This is a genomic window from Collinsella aerofaciens, from assembly GCF_041537385.1.
Classification (GTDB): domain Bacteria; phylum Actinomycetota; class Coriobacteriia; order Coriobacteriales; family Coriobacteriaceae; genus Collinsella; species Collinsella aerofaciens_BV.
Map to the genome: position 1 here is coordinate 49,923 of NZ_JBGORS010000007.1, position 23,919 is coordinate 73,841.

The window sequence follows — 23,919 nt, forward strand, 5'->3', positions numbered from 1 at the left end:
ACTAGTCATTCAAGAACGTCGCGGGTGACTATCAAAACAAAAGGCGGTCACACGCGCCTTGGCGCCAATGACCACCCTGACCACTCAACTAAATTGTACTGTGCGCCACTAGCCGCGAGGCGCATCAATTGCGACCTTGCCGCTCTCCAGCACGTGGACGCGGCCGTCGGCGAGCATCTGGACGACCTCGGGATACAGCACGTGCTCAATCGCGTGGATATGCTCCTCGAGCGTGTCGACATCCCAACCTTCCTCGACGGCCAACGCGCGCTGGGCGATGATGGGGCCATTGTCGTAGATCTCGTTGGCAAAATGCACGGTCACACCGGTCACCTTGACGCCGCGCGCAAAGGCATCGTCGATCGCATGCGCACCGGTAAAGCTCGGCAGCAGCGCCGGGTGCAGGTTGACCACGCGGTTGGGAAACGCCGCCAGCAGAGGCGTGTGTACCATGCGCATGTAGCCGGCCATGACCACATATTCGCAGCCGCGCTCGAGCAGCTCGTGCGCGATGATCTCGTCGGCGGCGATGGGGTCGGCATAGACATCCTTGGACAGCGTAAGCGTCTGGATACCTGCACGCTCGGCACGCTGCAGACCCTTGGCCGAAGGACGGCTCGACACCACGAGCTCAATCGAGGCGTTGAGCTTGCCGGCGGTGATCAGGTCGATCAGCGCCTGCAGGTTGGTGCCCGAACCGCTGATGAGCACACCTATCTTGAGCGGCTCAGCCGTATCGGTACCGGTCGGCCGGGTATAGGGCACAAAGCCCAGGCCCTCGGCGGCAGCCATCTGCTCGTTAGCGCTCATCGGAGTACACGACCTTACCGGAACCCTCAACGCACTCGCCCACGCGGAACGGCTTCTCGCCCAGCGCGACCAAGGCCTCGGTCACCGCAGCCTCGTCCTCGGGGGCGACGATCAGGCACAGGCCGACGCCCATGTTGAAGGTCTTGCACGCTTCGTTGGGCGCGAGCTCGGCCTGGCGCGACACGTAAGTGATGACGGGCGGAACGTCCCAGCCCATCTCGTCACCGTTACGGGTGACCACGGCGTCGACGTCGTCGGCAAGCGCGCGGTTGAGGTTCTCGGTGATACCGCCACCGGTGATGTGGGCGATAGCGTGCACCGGAGCGCCGCCGCGGAGCAGCTCAAGAATCGGCTTGACGTAGATACGCGTGGGGGCCAGCAGGGCGTCGGCCAGCGATGCGCCGCCGAGCTCCTCGAGCGGGCGGCTCAGCTCCTCGGCCTTAGCGGCGGCCTCGGGCGTGCCCGGTTTAATGCCGTCGACGCCAATGACCTTGCGCACGAGCGAGTAGCCGTTGGAGTGCACGCCGGTGGAAGGCAGGCCCAGGATCACATCACCCGGGCGAACGTTCGCGGGATCGAGCATCTTGGGACGGTCGACGACGCCCACGGTAAAGCCGGCGAGGTCGTAGTCGGCCGGAGCCATGACGCCCGGGTGCTCGGCCATCTCGCCGCCCACGAGCGCGCAGCCCGCGAGCTTGCAGCCGTCGGCCACACCCTTGATGATCTTTGCCATGTGCTCGGCCTCGATGTGACCGATGGCAACGTAGTCCAGGAAGAACAGCGGCTCGGCGCCCGAAGCCAGAATGTCGTTGACGCACATAGCGACCAGGTCCTGGCCCACCGTCTCGTGACGGTCCATGATCTGGGCGAGCACGAGCTTGGTGCCCACGCCGTCGGTACCGCTGATCAGGATCGGGTCTTCCATATCCTTAAGCGCGGCAGCCGAGAACAGGCCACCGAAGCCACCGATGCCGCCGATGACCTCGGGACGGTTGGTGTCCTTAACCATCTGCTTAATAGCGTCAACGGCGCGGCCGCCCTCGGCGGTATCGACGCCGGCATCCTCATACGTCACATGCTTGCTGTCGCTCATCTGAGCCTTCCTCTCCCACTACCGTGGCGCCGCCCGGGCGCCAAACGGTGCTCATAGTTGCGTTCATTTCGGCGCGCGCCATAACAGCACGCGCCGTCATATCAACAAAACAGCAGGTAAAACCCACCAAAATAAACCTGTCCACATATGGCAGGTTTTAGGCCTCGCCGTGCTCCTCTTCCCAGCTGCGGTCGTCGTATTTCTCGACCACGGCGTCGTCGTCAAAGTGCAGCGGCTTGTCCAGGTTGCGGGGCTTAAAGCCCTCCATAAACTTGTCGCGGCCAAAGCTCTCGGGAATCGCCACGGGGTAGCGGCCGGTAAAGCACGCATCGCAGTAACCGCCCTTGGGCATGACCTTAAGCAAGCCCTCGACCGAAAGGAAGGCCAGCGAATCGGCGCCGATATACTCGCAAATCTCATCGACCGTCTTGTTGGCGCTGATAAGCTGCGACTGCACGTCGGTATCGATACCGTAGAAGCACGGCCAAATGACCTCGGGCGAGTTGATGCGGATGTGAATCTCCTTGGCGCCGGCGTTGCGCAGCATCTTGACGAGCTGCACCATGGTGGTGCCGCGGACGATGGAATCATCGATGACGACCAGGCGCTTGCCCTCGATGTTGTCGCGCAGCGGGTTGAGTTTCATACGCACGCCCATGGCGCGCAGCTCCTGCGTAGGCTCGATAAACGTACGGCCCACGTAGCGGTTCTTGATAAGGCCCTCGCCAAAGGGAATACCGCTCTCGTGCGAATACCCCTCCGCGGGCGGCAGGCCGGAGTCGGGCACGCCGATGACCAGGTCGGCCTCGACAGGCTCCTCATGTGCCAGCTGACGACCCATGTCGTAACGGCAGGCATAGACGCTCTTGCCGTTCATGATGGAGTCGGGGCGGGCAAAGTAGACCTGCTCGAAGATGCAGTTGGCGGGCTCTTCGGCTGCAGGCACGCCCTGCTCGGATACCAGGCCCTCGGCGCTGATGCGCAAGATCTCGCCGGGACGGACGTCACGGACGTACTCGGCACCCACGATGTCGAGTGCGCAGGTCTCGGAAGCAACGACCCAGCCGCCGGCGCGCGTGACACGGACGGCGGAGTCGACCGTCGCGGCGCCGTCCTGCGAGGGCAGCTGCGAAACAGAAGCGGCGTCGGCCTGATCCAAGCCCTCGTCCACCAGCTTGCCCAGCACGAGCGGGCGAATGCCGTGTGGATCGCGGAATGCGTAGAGCGCCTGCTCGTTGATGAGCGTCATGGCGTAGCCGCCGCGCACGAGCTCCATGGTCTTGCGAATGCCCTCGCGCAGATGGCCCGTACGCTGGGTAAAGTAGCCGATAAGCTTGGTCGCGACCTCGGAATCCGAATTGGAGAGGAACGGCACGCCCAGCTCGATCAGCTGGCGGCGCAGCTCATCGGTGTTGACCAGAGTGCCGTTGTGCGCGAGCGCGATAATGACGCTATTGATGGTAGAGAGGTGCGGCTGAGAGGCTTCCCAGCTCTTGGCGCCGGCAGTGCCGTAGCGCACATGACCCACGGCCAGCTGGCCGGAGAGCGTCGACAGGTCGGCGTTGGAGAACACGCGGTCGAGCAGGCCCAGATCCTTGCGGACCATAACCGTGCCGCCGTCACCCACGGCGATTCCCGCCGATTCCTGGCCACGGTGCTGCAGTGCACGCAGGCCAAAGTACGTCAGTCGAGCCACGTCGCGATCGGGCGCCCATACGCCGAAAATGCCACATTCCTCATGCAGCTGGTCGGAGTCCGGATCATACGTCGACATGGTGTTCACCTGTCCCGCGGCACGCTCGGCCGCGCGGATGGTTTCTTGAGACATGGCATCCCCTCAGAGCCTCGTATTTTTGGCGTTACCCGCCTTATTATACGCACGGCGCGACGCACTCCCCGGCGCATGAGCAGCGCTTTTTAAAAGCCCACCGAGCTAATAATCAGTTTTGTTGCCAAACATTTTATCGGTCTATCCAGTGCAAGCGCCCGCGCCCCCAGATGGCCGCCGCGTCCACCGTTGGGGATTACAAAGTTGCAATTGGGACGTTCGTCCTGTCTTTTGGCAGGTCGGCGGCGTATCCTTATAACCTACAACAAAGCGAGAAAGGTTCTGTATGGATCGAAACGAACTCGACCCCAGCGTCCCCAGCGCCACGGAGGTCAAGAAGATCCCCCTCATCATTAAGGTGTACGCCGTCCTGTGCATCCTTTCCGGCGTGGGCACGCTCCCGTCGGTCGCTGCCTTTATGTGGCAGGTCATCACGGCACTTGTTAACGGCAACGCCACCGAAAAGCTCGGCGACAACACGCTCGTCGCAGTCGGCCTTATCGTCGCCGGCATCATGCTCTCTGCGGCAAGTGCCGTCATCCTAATCATCTTTGGCCTGGACCTTATCAAAAACCAGCGCCGCAACGCCGCCCGCCTGTCCTACATCCTTATTGCATTCACCGTCGTCGAGCTTTTGGTCGACGTGATGCTCCAGGGCATCGGGCCCTTCCTGCTGCGTCCCGCGATCCAGCTCGGCATCCTTGTTGCACTTTCGGCAACCGTCGACCCCACGCTGCGTCAGGAGCGCGAACTGCAGCGCCGCCTGCAGGAGATGCTCGACCGCGACGCCGCCGCCGAGGGCATGCTCGGGCGCGATGAAACCGGCGAAGGCTACATCAAGCTCAACTACTTCAACCTGTTCTGGGTATTCTTTGTCTGCTGCGTGCTCGGCCTGATCGCCGAGGACATCTGGCACATGACGGTCGACGACCCGGGCGTCTACCAGAACCGCGCCGGCATGCTGTTTGGCCCCTTCAGCCCCATCTACGGATTTGGCGCCGTGCTCATGACCATGGTGCTTAACCGCTTCTACAAAAAGAACCCCATCATCATTTTCCTGGTGAGCGCCCTGCTCGGCGCCAGCTTTGAGGTGTTCGTGGGCTGGTTTATGCAGACCGCGTTTGGCGTGGTCTCGTGGAGCTACTCGCACATAACGCTGTTCGGTTTGCCCGATCCGCTCGTGGTCCTCACGGGCGGACGCACCTGCACGGGCTTCGCCTGCCTGTGGGGCCTGGGCGGCCTCATCTGGATCAAGCTGCTGCTGCCGAGGCTGCTTAAGCTTATCAACAAGATCCCCTGGAAGAGCCGCTACTCGGCCACCGTCATCTTTACCGTTATCATGCTGGTCGACGGCGTCATGACGCTGCAGTCGCTCGACTACTGGTACCAGCGCGTTAACGGCACGGAGCCGGACATTCCCGTCGCACAGTTCTACGGAGAGCACTTCGATAACGAATACATGGAAAACCGCTTCCAGAGCATGACCATGAGCCCCAAGGATGCGACGCGCGTGTAGCGCTCACCGCGCCCAAAACGCAAAATGCCCGCCGGTATCACACGTACCGGTGGGCATTTTTATAAACGATCCTTCTATCGACGCAAGCCTCTACGCCTCGCGCTCGACCTCACTCACGCATTCGTTCTTGATGGTGCCAACGAGCGCCTGCAGCGCATCGACCACGTGCGGGCGAATGTCCCCGCCGATGAGCACGAGCATGATGTCGTCACCTACGGCAAGCTCGCCGCTTGCCAGCCACACGCGCACATAGCCGATACCCGGCATCGCGCGCGTGGCCTCGATAGCAGACCGTACCTTTTCGGCGTCGTAGTCAAAGACCATGCCGCCCACCCTGTGGCCTGGCGCCACGCCATCGGTCTCGACTCCGCGCACCTCGGCCTTGGGCGTCGCGCGCACCACACCGTTATGCGTCAGATACATCCCACAGCCTGCCGCCGAAGCATCGGCCTTGGCCTCGCGCAGCCAAGCATCAATCGAAGGCATCAATTTGCCACTCTCGAGCATCATTTCTCCCTTACCGTCGTCGAGTAGCCAATTTGGGACGGGGCCTTTTTAGCTACTCTCGAACAACTTATTCCTCGACCGGCGTGAGCACCATGACGGCGCGTGTGTTGCTCAGCGACAGCGAACGACAGGTCACAAGCGTTACAACCTTAGTTGCCGAAGCGGCACGATCGGTAGCATCACTCGCCACGGCAGAAGCGCCGTCGAGCATCTCGGACAGGTAGTTCTTGAGTCCGTCGTCGCCCTCAAAATTGGTCGTGCGCGCCTTGGCATACGTGTCCTCGACCACCTTGGTCGCCAGCGGACGCAGCTTATACGTCGCATCGCGCGTGATGTAGTACACATATTCAATGCTATCGAACGTCGCCTGATCAGTGGTGTCCGAAATCACGTTGAACATCGACCCATCGTTCATATGGTGGCCGTAGATCGTGGTCTGCTGGTCGACCATTCCCGGCGCGGTGTCATCGCTATCCAGGAAAATGGCACCGGACGCGTTAGCCGTTCCGTCGAACAGCGTGTTGAGGTATTTAGAGTTGTTGTTGGTCTGCACCACGGGATAGTTGATGTTGGTTCCCGGCACGTAAATCCAACCCACAATCTCGGGGTTCGTCTGAGCAAGCGCATCAAAGTCGATAATCGGCACGCCGCTGGCGTCCTTATCGCTTACATATTGCTTCTCGATTTTCTGATACGAATCGCTCGCCTGCTTATAGCCAATCTGGGCATTAATAAAGATAGCGGCGGCGGCGACAATCAGGCCGATACCGATGATGATGAGCAGAATGGGAATAATGGAGCGGCGCTTTTTGCGCGGCGGCTCGGTGTAATCCGACGGCGCGGCATGCGATGAAGACCGGGGCGGCTTCTTAGCGGAGCTATAAGACGAAGGACGATATGCGGCCGGCGCGTCCTGTCGACGATGCGTCGCCGGTGTCACGGGGCGCGGCGCACGCGGCTGCTGAGGAGAGGATGTCCGACCCTGCTGCGCCGCATGGGCAGCACCCGGCTTCGACGGATCGGGAATCTGAGAAGCCTTGAATCGTTTTCCCTGATAATCGGACATGGCTCTCCTTATACTGCGGTGAAACGGCGGAACGCCTAGGCGTCAGCCATCTCCTGTTTCATCTTCTCGATAACCTTGCGGTACTCGGGGTCGCAAGCACCCAGAATCTGCGTGGCATAGATGGCGGCGTTCTTGGCACCGTTGATGGCAACGCAGGCCACGGGCACGCCCGAAGGCATCTGCACCATCGACAGCAGCGAATCCATACCGCCCAGGTCACTCGTCTTCATAGGCACGCCGATAACCGGCAGCGGCGTAAAGGCAGCCACGACACCACCCAAGTGGGCGGCCTTGCCGGCGGCGGCGATAATCACTTTGATACCGCGATCGGCGGCAGTCGAAGCCCACTCGTGGACCTTCGCCGGCGTGCGGTGTGCGCTCGCGATCACGAGCTCATAGGGCACACCCAGTGCCTCGAGCTCGGCGGCGCAGCCTTCCATAACGCCCAGATCGGACTTGGAACCCATGATGATTCCGACAACCGGCTTTTGATCTGCCATAAACATAGACCTCCTGTTGAGAGCGGCAACGCGGCGGATCCGCGACCCTTAACTACTGAGAGTAGTATAGCTGCTCCCGTCCCTGCGGTCTGTGGGTGCTCTGCGGCGGCCCGGTGTTTTCATCTTCACTCCGGTTGCTACGCAAAGTCGTTCAGATGAAAACACCGGGCCGCCGCAGAGCACCTTCGACCTACCGGGGATTACCATGACGTACGTTGGCTGATTTGGGTTGGAATGAAAGGTTTGCGGAGGGTTGTGGACAGTTAGTTCAGATACGTATTTTTTGGCCGTGCTTCTTGGCGCTAATAGAGTGGTTTGAAGTCACTTTGAGCCCCATGACAACCTTTCTCCCCCTTATATGAGCGTCTCCACCGGTTCAGAAAGTCAAATTCAGCCCAATCGGGCTCAGGTCGGCCTTTACACACCCTCTGAAAAATACGTATCTGAACTAACTGTCCAGCGGCATTCTCGATCAACAGCAAAAGGCCTCCTGGCGAATGAAAATTCACCAGGAGGCCCCTTACAAAACGTGGGCTCCTTCGTTCGAATGAACGAAGGAGCCCATACTCTTTTTTTAGGACAGGAGGCCGCGAGTCGGGCCACCAGCCGCCAATCAATCGCACTCGCCAAGCGAGCGGCGCAGCGTGCGCACAGCGCCAAGCAAATTGGCATCGTTGCCGTTCTGTGCTGGCTTGATGCAGGGCCTCGGTATGATGGGAAGAACGTGAGCCTGATCCATCATGCGCTCAAATGCCTCAAACAGCTCGGGACGGGCGCTGATTCCGCCGCCGACCACGATGACCTCAGGGTCGATGACCGACTGCAACCCCATCAGCATGTTGTCGAAGACCAACGCGTATGCATCCAGACCGCGACGAGCGTCCTCATCCCCCTCTTCAATCCAAGAGAAAATCCGATATCCGTCGATATCATCGGTCGGATCAATCCCCTTCGCCGCACACACCTGGTCTCGGAGCGCCCGCCAGCTGGTGACATCACCGTACACCGACCCAAAGGTCACGGGCTTGCGCACATCGTTGCTCACAAAGCACACGGTGCCGGCGAGATTGTGCGCGCCTCGCAAGATGTGACCGTCAACAACGATGGCACCGCCGAGACCCGTACCGATCACCACCATCAACCCCAGGGAGACCCCCTTCAGCGCGCCGACGGCATATTCTCCCAGTGCCGCGCACATCGCATCGTTCTCGATGGTTACGGGAAGCCCCGTGCTCTCGCGCAAGATGCGACCGAGCGGATATCCGTCCAAACAGTGAAGGGCGCCGCCTCCCCCAACCACGCCATCGGAATCGCCTTCGGAAAAGACTCCGGGCATACTTATTCCCACACCCCTCACCCGGGCGCGATGGGGCTCGATCACCGAGCGGAACGTTTCGATAACCTGGTCGGCGGGCGAGGTGCATGTTGGGATACTTCCGTGCTCCTCAATGTGGTAGTCGGCGTTCACCACCGCCCATTTCACCTGAGTGCCGCCCGCATCTATACCGAAATAGCAGTCCATAATCTTATCCCCTGTCCCATAGGGTTAGTCCAGGTCCTCGCCGTTGCTCTCGATGACCTTCTTGTACCAATAGAAGCTGTCCTTGCGGCTGCGCGCGAGCGTGCCCTTGCCCTCGTCGTCGCGGTCGACGTAGACGAAGCCGTAGCGCTTGCGCATCTCGCCCGTGCCGGCGCTGACCAGGTCGATGCAGCCCCACATGGTGTAGCCCATGAGGTCCACGCCGTCGAGTTCCACGGCATCCTCCATGCTCTGGATGTTCTTGCGCAGGTAGTCGATGCGGTAGCCGTCATGGATGGAGCCGTCGGCCTTCACCTCGTCGCTCCAGCCGATACCGTTCTCCACGATCCAAAGCGGCTTGTGATAGCGGTCGTAGAGCTCGTTCAAGGCGATGCGCAGGCAGTACGGATCGGTCGCCCAGCCCCAGGCGTTGGTCTCGAGGTAGGGGTTTTTCACCATGCCGAAAGCGAGATTGCCGGACGCGACCTCGAGCTCCTTCTGGCGCAACGATACCGTCGAGCCTCCGTAGCACGAGAACGACAGGAAATCTGCCGGATAGGTTGCGAGAAGCTCGAGGTCGTTCTCGCCCATTTCCAGCTTGATGCCCGCGCGCTCCATCTCCCTCAAGCGATAGGCGGGATAGTGGCCGCCCACCTGCACGTCGGCATACCACAGCGCGTCACGCTCGCGTTCCATGGCGAGCAGATGATCGGCGGGGTCGGCGGAATAGGAGTAGATGGGGTTGTACGCGAGCATCTGACCCACCATGATCTTAGGGGAGATTTGGTGCGCCGACCGAACCGTAAGGGCAGACGCCACGAACTGGTTGTGCGCCGCCTGGGCCTTCGCATGGGGGCTCCCATCCGTAAGCCCGCCCGCCATGAAGCTCCCCATGCTCATCATGTTGATCTCGTTGAAGGTGAGCCAGTACTTCACCTTGCCCTGATAGTGCTTCATGACGCAGGTGGCGTAGCGCACGAACAGGTCGATGAGCTCGCGGCTCTTCCAACCGCCGTACTTGTTCACGAGCGCGAGCGGGGTCTCGTAGTGCGAGAGCGTCACGAGCGGTTCGATGCCGTACTTAGCGCACTCGTCAAACACGGCGTCGTAGAACGCTAGACCCTCGGTGTTGGGCTCAGCCTCCTCGCCCGTGGGGAAGATGCGCGCCCAGTTCATGGACAGGCGGAAGCACTTGAAGCCCATCTCGCCCATGAGGGCGATGTCCTCGGCGTAGTGGTGGTAGAAGTCGGTGGCCGTGTGGCTGGGATAGTAGTAGCCATCAACCACCGCCACCTCCAGCCCTTCAGGAAGTCCCTCCTCGCAAACCGCATACACGGGAAGCGCGCCGGTTTCCCCTGTCGCGGTATTACGCCACGTTATCTGCCGTGACACCGTATGGCTACCGCTGGTCATGGCGTCCGAGGTGTTCGGTCCTTTGCCGCCCTCTTCCCAGCCGCCCTCATACTGGTTGGCGGCGGTGGCGCCACCCCACAGGAAACCTTCCGGAAATGCCATTGGGTACCTCCTCGATCGTGAAAACATCTTCATGAAACGGGAAGACGGGCTGCATGGCAGTCCCGGCTTCCCGTCAGATAATCAGTTAGGCGCTTGCACCCATGCGTTGATAGACCGTGATGAAGCGCTCGGCAAGGATACGGAAGCCCTCAGCGCTCATGAGCTGATCCTCCGCATGCAGCAAGATGATGCGAAACGGCAGCTCCTCGCCGCTGGCCTCTTGCTGAAGCAGTTTCATGTGAGCGTCGTGGCCTGCGTTGAACACCACGTTGCCCTCGTCGATAAGTTTCCGGGCGGCCTCAAAATCACCATTCTCGGCACAGGTTATCGCTTCGAGGTAGCAGCTGCGCGCGCTCCCCACCTGAGCGACGATAGAGAAGCACGTCATTTCAAACTGATCGATCGCTTCTTGTTTGATCTCTGACATGGCTATGCCCCCAGCAACTTTCGAGCCTGTTTGAGCACGGCCTCGCCGTTCATTGTCCCATACGCTGTCATATCAATCGGCTCCACCGGACAGTTCACTTGATTCTTCACCTTGTTGAGTTCAAAGCGAACCTGCGGTCCCAGCAGGATAACGTCGCTATCCGCATATTCCGCCGCTTGGTTGACAGGGTGCGCCTCGATGGTGCACACGAAACCGTCTTTTTCAGCCGCCTGTTGCATGCGCTGTACCAGCATGCTCGTCGAAGCGCCCGCGGCGCACATAAGTACGATATGTTTCATCCTACGCTCCCAACCTCATGGAAAATGATGGTGTGAATATGAAAATCCCTATGCGGCCGATTCCTCGAGAGCGGCCTGCTCCTCTCGCAACGCCTGGCGATCAGCCATAAGGGTGAAGGGGGTATACATGAGCACCGACACCGCCAAAACCGCAACCGAGATCACCAGGCACCCGATGCCGCCCTGCATGAATGCGATGACCGGCTGGGGAAGCACCCAGGGAAGCTGAATCGTGGGATTGAACGCAGCCCCAAGACCGAGGGCGTAAAGCGCCTGGACCACGATGGCGCAGACCGGGATGTTCAGCACGAACGGGATGAAGTACGTGGGATTCAGCACGACCGGCAGACCGAACATGAGCGGCTCGGAGATATTGAAAAGCGACGGAACAAGCGCGATGCCGCGAATCGCCTTGAAGCGCTCGGACTTGGTGAAGAGCAGCGAGATGCTGATGCCCAGGGCGTTAGCCTGGCCACCGACGGCGGTGCCGAGCGCGACGACGGCCCAAGCGCCATAGGGCAGTGCCTCGCCCGCGATGATGGCCTCGGTGTTAGCAGCGCTGCAAGCCATGATTACCGGAGCGTAGAAGTTGAGCATCACGTTGGGGTGGACACCGAAGAACCAGAAGATCGACTGCAGCGAGCACACGATGATATAGGCCAAAGGAGAGGCACCGACCATCGTGACCGGCGTGCCGATCAAGGTGTTGATCATATCGAACAGGTTGCCCCACGGGGTGAAAGAAAGACCCCACTTGGCGAACCACACCGCAGTGAATAGCACGATGGCGGCAAACATCGGCGACAGCGAGTCTGCAACCATGGGCGGAACCATATCGGGGAGCTTGATTTCAAGCTTGCTCATCAAAATGGCTGTCACCTTCGGCACGATCAGGCCAAGCAGAATGGCGACGAAGATGCCGTTCGATCCCATGTACGACGTGTTGATGAAACTCGCCATGGGAATATCCTCGAACGATTGCTGCGGCATGAATGCCAAAAACACCGCGCCGCTCACGATGCCACCGGTATAACCGCTAAGGCCGCATACCTTACCCCACCTCAAACCGATGAAGAAGGAGATGTATATACCCATCATGTTCATGGTAACGGTGAGGATGGAGTTGCCGGTCGCCATGAGACCGCTCGAAACCACCCAATCGGAGAACCCCGGAATGGGGAAGTTGATGAGAATCGCGATAACCGAGACGCCAAGGGTCATGGGCAGCGTGCACATCATGCCGCCCATGAGGGCGTCGAGCATCTTGCTGTCAGCAACCTTGCTTGCCACAGGTGCGATTGTCTTATCCATTATGTTTTGGATCTTGTCGAATACCGCCATGTTTCAGCTCCAATCTTTGCAGTGAACTCTATCGATGCCCGTGTGCGGCATCTTCCCCTCTAGATAGCGCATCCACCTCTCTTCAAAATCACAACGACGTGCTTCAGGCGGTACGCCATTCAGCGTGAATTGGCGAGATTGCCCCAGCGGACGCTTACGTCAGGTCCGCGTACGTCACGAGCCCCACGTCCTGCTCTGCAAGCCATGCGGCGACATCAGGGTCGACAAGCATCGCGGCTTCCCGGATGCGGGCCTCGAGCATGGTCGAGTTATCTCGCAAGTACGCGTCGATATAACCTGGGTGAAACACCATGAGACGGCATATCCCTTCCGGTGTCGTTTCAAGCGCCTCTCGAAGCGCCGCAAAGGGATCCGCTTCATATGACGAGAAATCCTTGGGAACATAGGAAAGCACCGGCGTCGAGCGAAAGGTGACTGGCTCGCCCGGAGCACCCATCGCGAAATAGGGCAGGCCGTGACGCTCGGCAACGATCTCAAGGCCGCGGAAGAACATGGGGCTTGCGACCGCATGTCCCTCGAAGTAATCGGGCTCACGCCCGACGAGCTCAAGGAATCGCCGATACTGCGCCTCGATTTCGATAATGACCTCGTCAAGCACCACGAAGTCCTCCCCAGCCCGCGCGGCGGCGCGATATGCTGAGCTCCGCTTGAAATTGCCATCATCGTCAACGATGCTCGAGATGAGCGAGGAATCGCTGAGGGGCCTACCCGTGCAGATATTGGTGTGCTGACCCAAGCAGAGATCCTTGATTTGCAGGCGCGCCAAACCGCTTTCTGCAAGCGGCATGTTGGTCATGACGCCCACCGAGCGAATGAGCCCCGCTTGGACCGCGGCCGCTATCCCGCAATTAACACCGTCGCTGTAACCTAAATCGTCGGCGCGCAGCAATAACCGCTTCATCCGATCCTCCTCAACCGATATCTCGTCGAGCGGCAAAGCAACGAAGCGATGCCCTGTGTAGAGCCGATGCCGTGTTCCGGCGGGGCGGCAAGCTTCGTCGTCTCTTCTTGCATTAAGTATGACGCCGGCTATATCCAAAATCGGTTACATGCTGTGCCACAAGGTTGCGAGATGGCTACGCGAGTTTCATAACGTGAAACTCCGCAGGAATACCGGCATGTTTGAGCTATAGTTTGGTCAAATGAGGCCCTCTTATTCGGGCCGCTGAGCATAAAGGGGACAGCCATCATGGAAAAATCCATCTCGATGGGATCGGTTGCCGAACGGTTGCTTGACTACATCGACACCGCAATGCAGCACGACACCAACTACGAGATAGCGACCACGCTGGTGAAAAACTACAGCAAGCTGAGCGAGCTCTCGATTGGAGAAATCGCCGACATGTGCTTCGTCTCGAAGGCTTCAGTGTCGCGATTCTGCCGGTTTATGGGTTTCGCTGATTTCAAGGACCTGCGCAACCAGCTTGAACATGACGTCCTCAAAACCGGGTTGTTTCCACATGCCTTTGTAGAACAGCTGTCAAACGACACGGAAGGCGCTCTGGCATCCTACCGGGAGGCGATCCTGCTCAATATCGAAACGACCATCTCGGCGGCAAACATCGCGAAACTGCCCGCCATTGTCGATGATTTGCACGACAGCGGGCATGTCGCGTTCTTCTCCCACCACTTCCTCTGGGACGTGGGCCGCTACTTCCAAAGCAGGCTCACCATCATGAACCGCCTCATCGAGCTTTACCTCGATTATTCATCGCAGCTCGCCTGCGCGCAATCGCTCACCAAATCCAGCCTCGCCATCATTTGCAGCATAGGGGGAACATACCCCATTCGTTATCCAGAAATCGTCAACGCACTCGCCGCCTCCGGCTGTCGTCTTCTCGCCATCACACAAAACACCTCAAGCGCCTACTGGAACCATGCCTCCTGCATACTGAGCTGCGGAGTGACCAACAACATCGACACGGGCAAGTTCGGTGCGCTTGCCGCCATCGACTTGATAGTCATGGAATACCTGAGGCGTTATGGAGCCGATTCCGGTACTGGCGAGTAATCTCGTCGGACCACCGACGCTCAGCAGGGCAAGCCGTTTTCTCTAATCACGTCCTGATACCAGAAGAAGCTGTCCTTCCTGAAACGAGCGCATTGCTTCGCATCGGTTTCCGTGCGATCGATATACAGAAGGCCGTAGCGCTTAGTGAACCCCTGATGACTTGAGCATAGATCCATGAGGCTCCAAACGCAGTAGCCGAAGACGGGATAGCCTTCGCGAATGAGCTCCTCGACCTCGCCCAAATGTCGTGAAAGGTATTCGATGCGCACGGCATCATGCACCCTGTTCTCCTCGTCAAGTGACTCGGAAAGCGCCATGCCGTTCTCCGTGACGATCATCGGAAGCTGGTAGCGATCGTAGAGCTTGCGCATGCCCACGCGAAGCCCAAGGGGGTCGATGCCGTTCGACATCCACTCGGTCGGCGCGATCGCAGGGTTATCGCAGAGTTCGAAATCCCCGCCCGACCACGGAGGGAACCGGTCGAAGCGGATGGGCTCCGTGCGCTCATGCGCACAATTGCTGAAATAGTAGTTCACCCCAAGAAAATCGGGCCTCGTCGCGACCAGGATGTCGTGGTCCCCGCACTCAACAACAGGGTAGAAACCTTCGCGCTCCAGGTAATAGCGCGCATAAGGCGAGATGTCGCCGCGCACACTCAGGTCGAGCAGGTAGTTCTGCATCATCTCCTCGGCGTTCATGGCCGCAAGCACATCCGCCGAAGCGCTCGTCCGCGGGTTGACCACCTGCATGGCGACAACGGGGCCGATCTGCGCATCGGGGTCGATCTGTCGCAGGCACGCGATGGCGCGATGCTCGGCAAGAGCGACATGATAGCTCATCTGGTAAGCGTTCTTCTGCCGTTGGCGCGGATCGGTTTCGGTGTCACCCGTGTTGCTGGGCGCGGAGGTCGTAATTAGCTGTTCATTCACGGTAACCCAGCGCTTGACGCGCCCCTTGAAGTGCGTGAAGCAGATTTCGGCATAGCGCACATAGAAGTCGATCATCTTACGGCTCTTCCAGCCGCCGAAGGCCTCGACCAACGCACTCGGACATTCGAAGTGATACAGGGTGACCAAGGGCTCGATCCCTCGCTCCAGCAGGTAGTCAATCAGCTGGTCATAAAACGCCAAGCCCTCAGGATTGGGATCCCCCGAGGCATCGGGCATGATGCGGCTCCAAGCGAAACCCATCCGGTAGACCTTGATGCCGAGCTCGGCCATGAGGTCGACATCCTCACGCCAGTGATGATAGTGGTCCGAGGCGATCTTGTTATCGGCGATGCCGGGACGCCCCGGGCCGCGATCGGTGGTTGCCGGACCTTTGCCTCCTTCATCATACCCACCCTCAACCTGAAAAGCGCTGGTGGAAGCACCCCAGAGGAAACCTTCGGGAAACCGGTGCTGAGTCATGAGTTCAACCTCTCGTCACGGATGTCACTTCTTGCAACTCCCGTTATAACGGATGTACGAACCAAAGCCTGTTACTCATTCCCGGGCAATGTTTCACGATTTGAAAACGGCCGTGCCATCATGCACCGCAAACTCTAAAGAACATGCCGTCGCGAAGGCCAAGCCTCATGCCCGCCACCGTCACGTGCCGGCGCCGCACACCGCCAAGCCGCTACTCCCCGTCGCGGAAGGTCAGGAGGTCGCGGTAGTCCGTGTCGCGCGTGCTGCCCGTCTTCGAGAACGGGTTCACCGAAGCAGGACACCTCATCCTCAAGATCTACCTCCTCGACGAAACCAAGGTCGATTTAGGAGACGCAACGTTACTACAGCGCAGGGAAAACGGCCCGCCGAATAAAATCGGATCGATCCCCCGTCTTTCGGTCGATTGCCACCACCATGGATGCCGGAAAGCGCACGGTAACTGCAACAAGCGGCTCATCAGCAACAACGCCAGGCCTGACATGGATGCGCTCAAGACGACCCGTCCAAGTCTCTTGCTCAAACTCTACGCTCTCGCGCTCGATATCTTCGTCTGTCAGGACCGATCCATCAGCTAGTTTGTACTCAGTCATTATCTAGAACCTCCCTCTCAGACAAACCATGCTTGAGAGCATTGCGGTGGACAATTGCCATGGAAGTATCCTCTCCTCCAGGCAGAGTTTGTCATACTCATTGCATGACAAACTCTGCCTTGATACGTTCCCCACCCCATGCTCATCGGCAAAGCTCAAGGCCATAAGCGAAATAAGCTTCTAACACCGAACAATTCCTACCGCTACCCATCAGACCTCTCCAGCAACATCCGTAAGTCATCGATGGGCGGCAGAGCATCGAGCAACTCTCGTGGCATATCCTTCGACGTCTTATAGGTGGCCACACCCATGGGTTTTGTGAAGTCTTGGATCACATAGTCAACAAATCCCTTGTCCATGTCTTTGCAAGGCACAAGGCCTATGGAGGGATTCTCGTGCTCGCGACGCTCAAAGTCGTCCAGGATGCGTAGATAGCCAGAGAGCTGGCCGAGATAGGCCGGCTTGAAGGGGCCGCTCTTGAGCTCGACTGCAACTAAAACGCGTTCTATGCTATCAACGCGTGCGGACACAAAATTGCGCGTACCATAGAGGCGTTTTCTGCTTCGCCTCGTTTGGGAGATGTATGTCCAAACCCTCATCCGCACTCGACGCCAGCTCTTGCGATGTTTACGCCGACTCCGCGCGCCACCCTCTCACGCGCACATGGTGCGTAGCTGCGCTCGCCCTCATCTGCTGCGCGCTCTGGGGCAGTGCGATCCCCTGCATCAAGATCGGCTACGAGCTTCTCGGCATCCAAAACGGCGACGTACCATCGGAGTTTCTCTTCGCTGGCGTGCGCTTTATGCTCGCCGGCGCTATCGCACTTGCCGCTGCAGTCATAACAAGACGTCGCTTGCCTCGCGTCTCACGCACGGGATGGCCACTCGTTATCAGACTCTCGCTTGCCCAAACTATCGTGCAGTACGCCTTCTTTTATATCGGCGTTTCAAACGCTTCGGGTGTGCGCGGCTCAATCGTCAACGCTATGAACACGTTTCTCTGCGTGTTGATGGCAGCGCTCGTGTTCCGGCAAGAACGGCTCACTGCGCGCAAAGTCCTCGGCTGCGCTATAGGTTTTGCCGGAGTCGTTATCGTCAACCTCACCGGTGGCGATAGCGGCGGCGCCGTCACGCTCACAGGCGAGGGCTTCATCCTTATTGCCGCTGTCTCCTACGCTGTCTCGTCTGCCCTCATCCACACCTACTCCCAGCGCGAGAACCCCGTGGCGCTCAGCGGCTACCAGTTTATCAGCCCTAGTCATCGCTCAAAGCCCCTTCGGCAGCACACGGTGCTACCGAGTCACCGCAGGCCGGGGCGGGAGGCGGTCCTTTCTCTCGGAAAACTTCGCGAAGCCCAGTTTCCGAGAGAAAGTGTCCGGCTGCCGCCCCGGCCGGCCAGGTCAACTACACCGTGTGCTGCGGCAGGTCCTGCAGGGCGATGACGTCCATGCCCATGTCGTTGGCGCTGCCGTGACCCTGCTGGTCCTCGCGCACTGCCTCGATGGCGCTCACATACGTGTTGGCGGCAGACATCGCCGTCACGCAGGTCACGCCGCGGCGCACGGCCTCGGTGCGTAGCAGGTAGCCATCGCCGCGCGAGCCCGGACCGTACGGCGTGTTGATGATCACCGCGATCTTGCCATCGGCGATGAGGTCGCCGATGTTGGGGCGCTCGCCATCGTGCGGGCCGCTGATCTTTTCCACGATCTCGCACGTCACGTTGCCTCCACGCAGCACGCGCGCCGTACCCTCGGTAGAGCAGATGTCAAAGCCCAGGTAGCGCAGGATGCGGGCGACCGAAAGGATATGGCGCTTGTCGCGGTCGCACACGCTGATGAATACCTTGCCGGCGCTCGGGTCGGGCAGCTTGTAGTCGATCGCCAGCTGCGTCTTGGCGTATGCCTCGGGATAGCTCTTGGCGATGCCCATGACCTCGCCCGTCGACTTCATCTCGGGCCCCAGGATGACGTCGGCGCCCGGGAAACGACCCCAGGGCATAACGGCTTCCTTCATGCAGAACCAGTCCAGCTGACGTTCGTCGCTCGGCAGGCCCAAGCTCGCGATGGAATCGCCTGCCATGATGCGCGCCGCGCACTTGGCCAGCGGCACGCCGGTGGCCTTGGAGATAAACGGCACGGTACGGCTGGCACGCGGGTTGGCCTCGATCACGTAGACGGTCTCGCCCTTGATGGCGTACTGCACGTTGACCAGGCCGCGGACTCCCAGCGCCATCGCGATGCGGCGTGTAGTCTCACGGAGCTTAGCCTGCAGGCTCTCACTAAAGCTAAACGGCGGAATGCAGGTCGCGGAGTCGCCGGAGTGGATGCCGGCCTCCTCGATATGCTCCAGAATGCCGCCGATGTAGACCTCTTCGCCATCGCACAGGGCGTCGACATCGGACTCGATTGCGCCCTCCAGGAAGCGGTCCAGATACACCGGGTAGTCGGGGCTGATGCGCGCAGCCTCTGCCATGTAATCGCGCAGATGCTCGGCATCGTAGGCGATCATCATGCCGCGGCCGCCCAGCACGTAGCTCGGACGCACCAGCAGCGGGTAGCCGATGTGCGCGGCCACGGCCTCGGCCTCCTCAAACGAGGTGGCCTGACCCGCCGGCGGGTACATAATGCCCAGTTTGTCGAGCAGGGCGGCAAAGCGCTCGCGGTCCTCGGCAAAATCGATGGCGTCGGGCTTGGTGCCCATAATGTTCACGCCGCTCTCCTCGAGCATGCGCGCCAGCTTAAGCGGAGTCTGGCCGCCGAGCGTCACCACGACGCCGTCGGGGCGCTCGACATCGATAACGTCCATGACGTCCTCGTAGGTGAGCGGCTCAAAGTACAGACGGTCGGACGTGTCATAGTCGGTCGAGACGGTCTCGGGATTGCAGTTGACCATGATAGTCTCGAAGCCGCGGGCCGCCAGCGCGTAGCTCGCGTGCACGCAGCAGTAATCGAACTCGATACCCTGGCCAATGCGGTTGGGGCCGGCGCCCAGGATCATCGCCTTGGGCTTGTCCGCCGGCGTGGTCTCGTCGGGAGCGACGCACTTCTTGGCATCCGGGCTCGTGCGGTAGATGTTCTCGTACGTCTTGTAGTGGTACTCCGTGGCGCTCGAGAACTCGGCCGCGCAGGTATCGACCGTCTTCATGCTGGGAACCACGCCCAGGCCCTTGCGGTAGGCGCGCACAAAGCGCTCATCGGAGCCGGTCAGCGCGGCAATCTCGGCGTCGCTCGTGCCGTACTGCTTGAGCAGGCGCATCGCGTCGGCGTCGATATCCTCCACGCGCAGGCCGCGGATGCTTTCCTGGACCTGCACCATGTCGTTGATGCGGTTGAGGTACCACGGATCGATGCCGCAGATGGCATGGATGTGGGCGATGTCCCAGCCACGGCGCAGGGCCTCGACCACAAAGAAGATGCGGTGCTCGGTCGGGGTTGCCACGGCCTGAGCGAGCTCGTCGTCGCTCAGCTTGTCGGCACCCTCCTTGCCACCGGCGCAAATGCCCTGATGTCCGTCCTCCAGCGAGCGCATGGCCTTGCCAAAGGCCTCCTCAAAGGTGCGGCCGATCGCCATGATCTCGCCCACGGCCTTCATGCGCGTGGTGAGCGTGGGGTCGGTACCCTTAAACTTCTCGAAGGCAAAGCGCGGCACCTTGACCACGCAGTAGTCGATCGTGGGCTCAAAGCAGGCGGGCGTTGCCTTGGTGATGTCGTTGACGATCTCGTCGAGCGTGTAGCCCACGGCCAGGCGAGCGGCGGCCTTGGCGATGGGGAAGCCCGTGGCCTTGGAGGCCAGTGCGGACGAACGGCTCACGCGCGGGTTCATCTCGATGACGATCAGGCGGCCGGTCTGGGGGTTCACGGCAAACTGCACGTTGGAGCCGCCGGTCTCGACGCCAATCTTCTCCAGAATGGCGAGCGACGCGACACGCATGCGCTGGTACTCAAGATCACTTAGTGTCTGCGCCGGCGCCACGGTGATGGAGTCGCCGGTGTGCACGCCCATGGGGTCGAGATTCTCGATGGAGCACACGATGATGCCGTTGCCGGCGTGGTCGCGCATGACCTCCATCTCGTACTCTTTCCAGCCCTCGATGGACTCCTCGACCAGCACCTCGTGGGCAGGCGAGAGCTCAAGGCCCTGGCTCACGATGGAGACGAGCTCCTCGTGGGTGTGCGCGATGCCGCCGCCGGCGCCGCCGAGGGTAAAGCTCGGGCGCAGTACGCAGGGATATCCCACGCGCTCGGCGATAGCCTCGGCGTCAGCCACGCTGTAGGCATAGCCCGAGCGCGCAACCTCCAGGCCGATCTCGGCCATGGCTTCGTTAAAGAGCTTGCGGTCCTCGCCGCGCTCGATGGCGGCAAGGTCACAGCCGATCATCTCGACGCCGTACTTGTCGAGCGTGCCGTCCTTTGCCAGCTCGACGGCGGCGTTCAGACCGGTCTGGCCGCCCAGCGTGGGCAGCAGCGCGTCCGGGCGCTCTTTCTTGATCACGCGCTCGATAAACTCGGCGGTGATAGGCTCAACATAGGTGCGGTCGGCCAAGCCCGGGTCGGTCATGATGGTCGCCGGATTGGAGTTGACCAGGATGACCTCAAAGCCATCCTCCTTGAGCACCTTGCAGGCCTGGGCGCCGGAGTAGTCGAACTCGCAGGCCTGGCCAATAACGATGGGGCCCGAACCAATAACGAGGATGCGCTTGATGTCAGTACGTTTAGGCATGTTAGTTCTCCTCGGTCGCAGCGTTCTCGGACTCGGCGAAATTCCAGCCGGCGAGGCGGTCCTTCGCGGTGTCGATGTCCAGGTAGTTCTCCTCGCCGTCCATGAGTCGCGTAAAGGCGGTAAAGAGATAGTGGGCATCGGTGGGGCCAGGCGAAGCCTCGGGGTGGTACTGGACCGAGAAACACGGGGCGTCGAGCAGCTGGATGCCCTCAGCGGTGCCGTCGTTGAGGTTCACATGTGTCAGGCGAATGCGACCAAAGCGCTCGTTCATCACGACCGGCGCGATGCCGCGACGCACCCAGGCGCGCAGGTCGCCATCAGCCGCATGCTCGGTTTCGCCGCCGGAAAGCTCCGGAATCAGTTTGCCCAGACTGGGGAACAGCAGGCCAAAGCCGTGGTTTTGCGCGGTGATCTCCACGCGACGGCTCACCAGATTCATAACCGGCTGGTTACCGCCACGGTGACCGAATTTAAGCTTTTCCATCTGGGCGCCGCAGGCCAGGCTGATCATCTGGTGACCAAGACAAATACCAAAGACCGGCACCTTGCCGATCAGCTGCTGCACCTGCTCGTAGGTCTCGACCACGGCGTCGGGGTCGCCGGGGCCGTTGGACAAAAAGACGCCATCGGGATTCATGTCGAGCACCTGCTGGGCGGGCGTATCCCACGGAACGACAGTAAGGTCGCAGCCGGCGCGGACCAGGCCCTCCAGAATGCCGCGCTTCACGCCGCAGTCGTAGGCGACCACTTTGCGGCGGGCAGGAGCGGCAGGGGCAAGCGCAAAGACATGCGTAGCGGGCAGGTCGGCAGCTGCAAACTCGTGAGGCGCGGGGCAACTCACGGTCTTGACCAAATTCTCGCCCACCAGTGTGGGCGCTGCGGCCAGACGCTCGGCAAGCTCGTCGACGTCGAAGATCTCGGTCGAGATAATGCCCATCTTGGAACCATTGTCGCGCAGATGGCGCACCAGAGCGCGGGTGTCGACACCCTCGATAGCGACGATGCCGTGAGCGCGCAGGTACTCCGGCACGCTGACGGCCGAGCGCCAGTTAGAAGGCGTGGCGCACATGTCGCGAACGATCATGCCGCGCATAGCCGGAGCGCTCGCAGGACGCACGGCGTCGCCGGGGAAGGCCGACTGGACATCGGTCTCGTCGATACCGTAATTGCCGATCTGCGGATAGGTCATGGTTACAATTTGGCCGGCATAACTCGGGTCGGTCATGACCTCAAAGTAGCCCTCGGGCGAGGTGTTGAAGCAGACTTCGCCGGTCGCGGTGCCCTCGGCGCCGCATGCACGTCCATAAAAAATGGTCCCATCCTCAAGATACAGGATACAGGGACCGCAGGTGCCCTTGCTGGTTTTGGCCAGCATACGCTGGCAAAGCTCGCTGGGCGCGAAGGTGCGGGCGGCAGCGCCCGCGGTATGGTTGTTCGCCATAATTCTCCTTCCCGGTCTCACAGGACCGGCTTAAAGGTGTGTAGTTAGGCCTCGCGGTATTGTAACCGCAAGCATGCCTCATGGCGTTAATTTCATCAAATTGTTTACGAAATGATAATTATGACTTTCTATGCATAATGATTCGCAACTACCGCCGGGTGGTCTTTTTGGGACGGGGCTTTTTAGCTGCTCCGGCTGGTAGCACAGACGATTTGTCTGATTGTCGGCCGGGGCAGCTAAAAAGCCCCGTCCCAAAAAGACTACCCTCTAGCCAGAAAAATCATCCCGCGGGGCTTGTGGCTCACGCGGGATGACGGCGTCTTACTTTTTCTTGTCCTGTTCCAGCAGATCGGACGGTGAGCGATCGGGCTTGCCGCCGCGGAAAATCTCGCGGCCATGCAGACGATGCTCCAGGTCACGTTCGGCCTTTTCCTCGTCAATCTTGGTCTGGCTCACCACCGGGTCCTCGATCAGCGACGAAACCGAGTTCACCTGTTTTTGAATGCGCTCGGCAATGGTGTCGTCCATGCTTACGATGCGCATCTTCCAGTCGATACTCGTGGCGTTGGATGAGCTCTTGGTCCACACAAACGTCAAAATGGCGCTCTGATGACCCCGCGCGGGGAACATGCCAAAAAAGGAATCGTGCTGAATGTTGCTATCCTCGTCGATATAGGCGTGAACGTTATACACCACGCGGTCAATCTTGTCGTTGAGCAGGGCGTTGGTCGCAAGCGCCGCGGCCTGGATCTGCCCGTTGGACAGCAGCTCGAGCTCATTGGCAGACGACGTGTCCAACACCGTCACCTCAACCGTGCCCGTGCGCTCATCGGCCTCGTCGACAGAAAAATCGAGCGGGAACTGCGTAAAGCCGTTGCCCCATTCGAGTCCACCCTTGAGCGCGGTCGAGACGGTATCCACCGAAACGCTCTCGGACAGGTTGGCGGTATTCAGACGGCGCATCACGCCGTAGCCGATCTGCATGCCCACGATCAGCACCAGAATACCGATGACCACGGCCATCGCGGTCTTCGTAATGGTATGGCTCACCTGCGAGCCCGAAGGATCGTCCTCGGACAGCGGGTCGATATGTTTTGCCTGGCTCGCGCGGTCCTCGCTGCGCAGCTGCGCTAGCGCCGCTTTGTCACCGCGCTTGGCCGCAGCCTCCTTCTCACGCATGCGCTCGGTTCGCTTTTTGGCAAGCGTGGGATCCAAGACGCCGGATGCATCGATTTCGGAGAATAACTCCGTCACTTCTTCCGGAGTCAAAGGGTTCTTGTCAGCCAT

The 23,919-nt window shown here is 60.2% G+C and carries 21 protein-coding genes; 4 read left to right on the forward strand and 17 right to left on the reverse strand.

What is annotated here, in order from left to right; genetic code table 11:
* Positions 1–108: 108 nt before the first annotated feature.
* From purN to ACEG18_RS08375, 3 genes are all read right to left on the reverse strand, one after another.
* Positions 109–810: a phosphoribosylglycinamide formyltransferase gene (gene purN, locus ACEG18_RS08365; protein ID WP_372542294.1), complete on the reverse strand. Its 702-nt coding sequence runs from the start codon at positions 808–810 to the stop codon at positions 109–111.
* The gene (purM, locus tag ACEG18_RS08370; RefSeq protein ID WP_372542295.1) at positions 800–1,903 is read right to left on the reverse strand and encodes a phosphoribosylformylglycinamidine cyclo-ligase; all 1,104 of its coding nucleotides are present in this window, start codon (positions 1,901–1,903) and stop codon (positions 800–802) included. Before purM ends, purN begins: the two co-directional genes overlap by 11 nt.
* Before the next feature lie 157 nt (positions 1,904–2,060).
* Entirely contained in the window at positions 2,061–3,731 is a 1,671-nt protein-coding gene (locus ACEG18_RS08375; protein ID WP_372542296.1) for an amidophosphoribosyltransferase, read from the reverse strand.
* A gap of 286 nt (positions 3,732–4,017) precedes the next feature.
* Here ACEG18_RS08375 and ACEG18_RS08380 point away from each other — a divergent pair, with 286 nt between their 5' ends.
* Complete coding sequence (locus tag ACEG18_RS08380) at positions 4,018–5,247, forward strand: putative ABC transporter permease (protein ID WP_117776583.1); 1,230 nt, start codon at positions 4,018–4,020, stop codon at positions 5,245–5,247.
* 90 nt (positions 5,248–5,337) lie between these two features.
* On the opposite strand, the gene ACEG18_RS08385 is transcribed toward ACEG18_RS08380, so the two are convergent.
* The 9 genes from ACEG18_RS08385 to ACEG18_RS08425 all read right to left on the reverse strand — a co-directional run bounded on the left by ACEG18_RS08385 (position 5,338) and on the right by ACEG18_RS08425 (position 13,379).
* The gene (locus ACEG18_RS08385) at positions 5,338–5,757 is read right to left on the reverse strand and encodes a molybdenum cofactor biosynthesis protein MoaE (protein ID WP_233542722.1); all 420 of its coding nucleotides are present in this window, start codon (positions 5,755–5,757) and stop codon (positions 5,338–5,340) included.
* Positions 5,758–5,821: 64 nt separating this feature from the next.
* Positions 5,822–6,820: a class B sortase gene (locus tag ACEG18_RS08390; RefSeq protein WP_372542298.1), complete on the reverse strand. Its 999-nt coding sequence runs from the start codon at positions 6,818–6,820 to the stop codon at positions 5,822–5,824.
* A gap of 35 nt (positions 6,821–6,855) precedes the next feature.
* The gene (gene purE / locus ACEG18_RS08395) at positions 6,856–7,320 is read right to left on the reverse strand and encodes a 5-(carboxyamino)imidazole ribonucleotide mutase (RefSeq protein ID WP_372542300.1); all 465 of its coding nucleotides are present in this window, start codon (positions 7,318–7,320) and stop codon (positions 6,856–6,858) included.
* 613 nt (positions 7,321–7,933) lie between these two features.
* A complete protein-coding gene (locus ACEG18_RS08400) occupies positions 7,934–8,842 on the reverse strand; it encodes an ROK family protein (protein ID WP_089572591.1) in 909 nt (302 codons plus the stop codon).
* Between the two features lie 24 nt (positions 8,843–8,866).
* Positions 8,867–10,354: a glycoside hydrolase family 1 protein gene (locus ACEG18_RS08405; protein WP_089572592.1), complete on the reverse strand. Its 1,488-nt coding sequence runs from the start codon at positions 10,352–10,354 to the stop codon at positions 8,867–8,869.
* An 85-nt stretch (positions 10,355–10,439) separates the two neighbouring features.
* The gene (locus tag ACEG18_RS08410; protein WP_089572593.1) at positions 10,440–10,781 is read right to left on the reverse strand and encodes a PTS sugar transporter subunit IIA; all 342 of its coding nucleotides are present in this window, start codon (positions 10,779–10,781) and stop codon (positions 10,440–10,442) included.
* A gap of 2 nt (positions 10,782–10,783) precedes the next feature.
* Positions 10,784–11,080, reverse strand: a complete 297-nt coding sequence (locus tag ACEG18_RS08415; protein ID WP_089572594.1) for a PTS sugar transporter subunit IIB — start codon at positions 11,078–11,080, stop codon at positions 10,784–10,786.
* Positions 11,081–11,128: 48 nt separating this feature from the next.
* Complete coding sequence (locus ACEG18_RS08420; RefSeq protein ID WP_372542303.1) at positions 11,129–12,421, reverse strand: PTS sugar transporter subunit IIC; 1,293 nt, start codon at positions 12,419–12,421, stop codon at positions 11,129–11,131.
* 154 nt (positions 12,422–12,575) lie between these two features.
* Entirely contained in the window at positions 12,576–13,379 is an 804-nt protein-coding gene (locus ACEG18_RS08425; RefSeq protein ID WP_233502133.1) for a ChbG/HpnK family deacetylase, read from the reverse strand.
* Between the two features lie 252 nt (positions 13,380–13,631).
* Here ACEG18_RS08425 and ACEG18_RS08430 point away from each other — a divergent pair, with 252 nt between their 5' ends.
* Positions 13,632–14,453, forward strand: coding sequence for a MurR/RpiR family transcriptional regulator (locus ACEG18_RS08430; protein ID WP_099432426.1), 822 nt, complete (start codon positions 13,632–13,634; stop codon positions 14,451–14,453).
* A gap of 20 nt (positions 14,454–14,473) precedes the next feature.
* On the opposite strand, the gene ACEG18_RS08435 is transcribed toward ACEG18_RS08430, so the two are convergent.
* Positions 14,474–15,862, reverse strand: a complete 1,389-nt coding sequence (locus ACEG18_RS08435) for a glycoside hydrolase family 1 protein (protein WP_372542306.1) — start codon at positions 15,860–15,862, stop codon at positions 14,474–14,476.
* Between the two features lie 251 nt (positions 15,863–16,113).
* Here ACEG18_RS08435 and ACEG18_RS08440 point away from each other — a divergent pair, with 251 nt between their 5' ends.
* Positions 16,114–16,458 carry a hypothetical protein gene (locus ACEG18_RS08440; protein WP_157758013.1) on the forward strand — a complete coding sequence of 115 codons (345 nt, stop codon included), beginning with the start codon at positions 16,114–16,116 and terminating at the stop codon, positions 16,456–16,458.
* Between the two features lie 218 nt (positions 16,459–16,676).
* On the opposite strand, the gene ACEG18_RS08445 is transcribed toward ACEG18_RS08440, so the two are convergent.
* On the reverse strand, positions 16,677–17,003 hold the full coding sequence (locus ACEG18_RS08445; RefSeq protein ID WP_372542308.1) for a PDDEXK nuclease domain-containing protein: 327 nt from the start codon (positions 17,001–17,003) through the stop codon (positions 16,677–16,679).
* A 53-nt stretch (positions 17,004–17,056) separates the two neighbouring features.
* On the opposite strand from ACEG18_RS08445, the gene ACEG18_RS08450 reads away from it, so the two are divergent.
* A complete protein-coding gene (locus ACEG18_RS08450; protein ID WP_372542310.1) occupies positions 17,057–17,914 on the forward strand; it encodes a DMT family transporter in 858 nt (285 codons plus the stop codon).
* Here the strand turns inward: ACEG18_RS08450 and carB are convergent.
* The 3 genes from carB to ACEG18_RS08465 form a co-directional block, all read right to left on the reverse strand.
* On the reverse strand, positions 17,877–21,191 hold the full coding sequence (gene carB, locus ACEG18_RS08455; protein ID WP_117776881.1) for a carbamoyl-phosphate synthase large subunit: 3,315 nt from the start codon (positions 21,189–21,191) through the stop codon (positions 17,877–17,879). The genes ACEG18_RS08450 and carB overlap by 38 nt on opposite strands.
* 1 nt (position 21,192) lies before the next feature.
* A complete protein-coding gene (carA, locus tag ACEG18_RS08460; RefSeq protein ID WP_372542311.1) occupies positions 21,193–22,632 on the reverse strand; it encodes a glutamine-hydrolyzing carbamoyl-phosphate synthase small subunit in 1,440 nt (479 codons plus the stop codon).
* 321 nt (positions 22,633–22,953) lie between these two features.
* Positions 22,954–23,919 carry a hypothetical protein gene (locus tag ACEG18_RS08465; protein WP_055251358.1) on the reverse strand — a complete coding sequence of 322 codons (966 nt, stop codon included), beginning with the start codon at positions 23,917–23,919 and terminating at the stop codon, positions 22,954–22,956.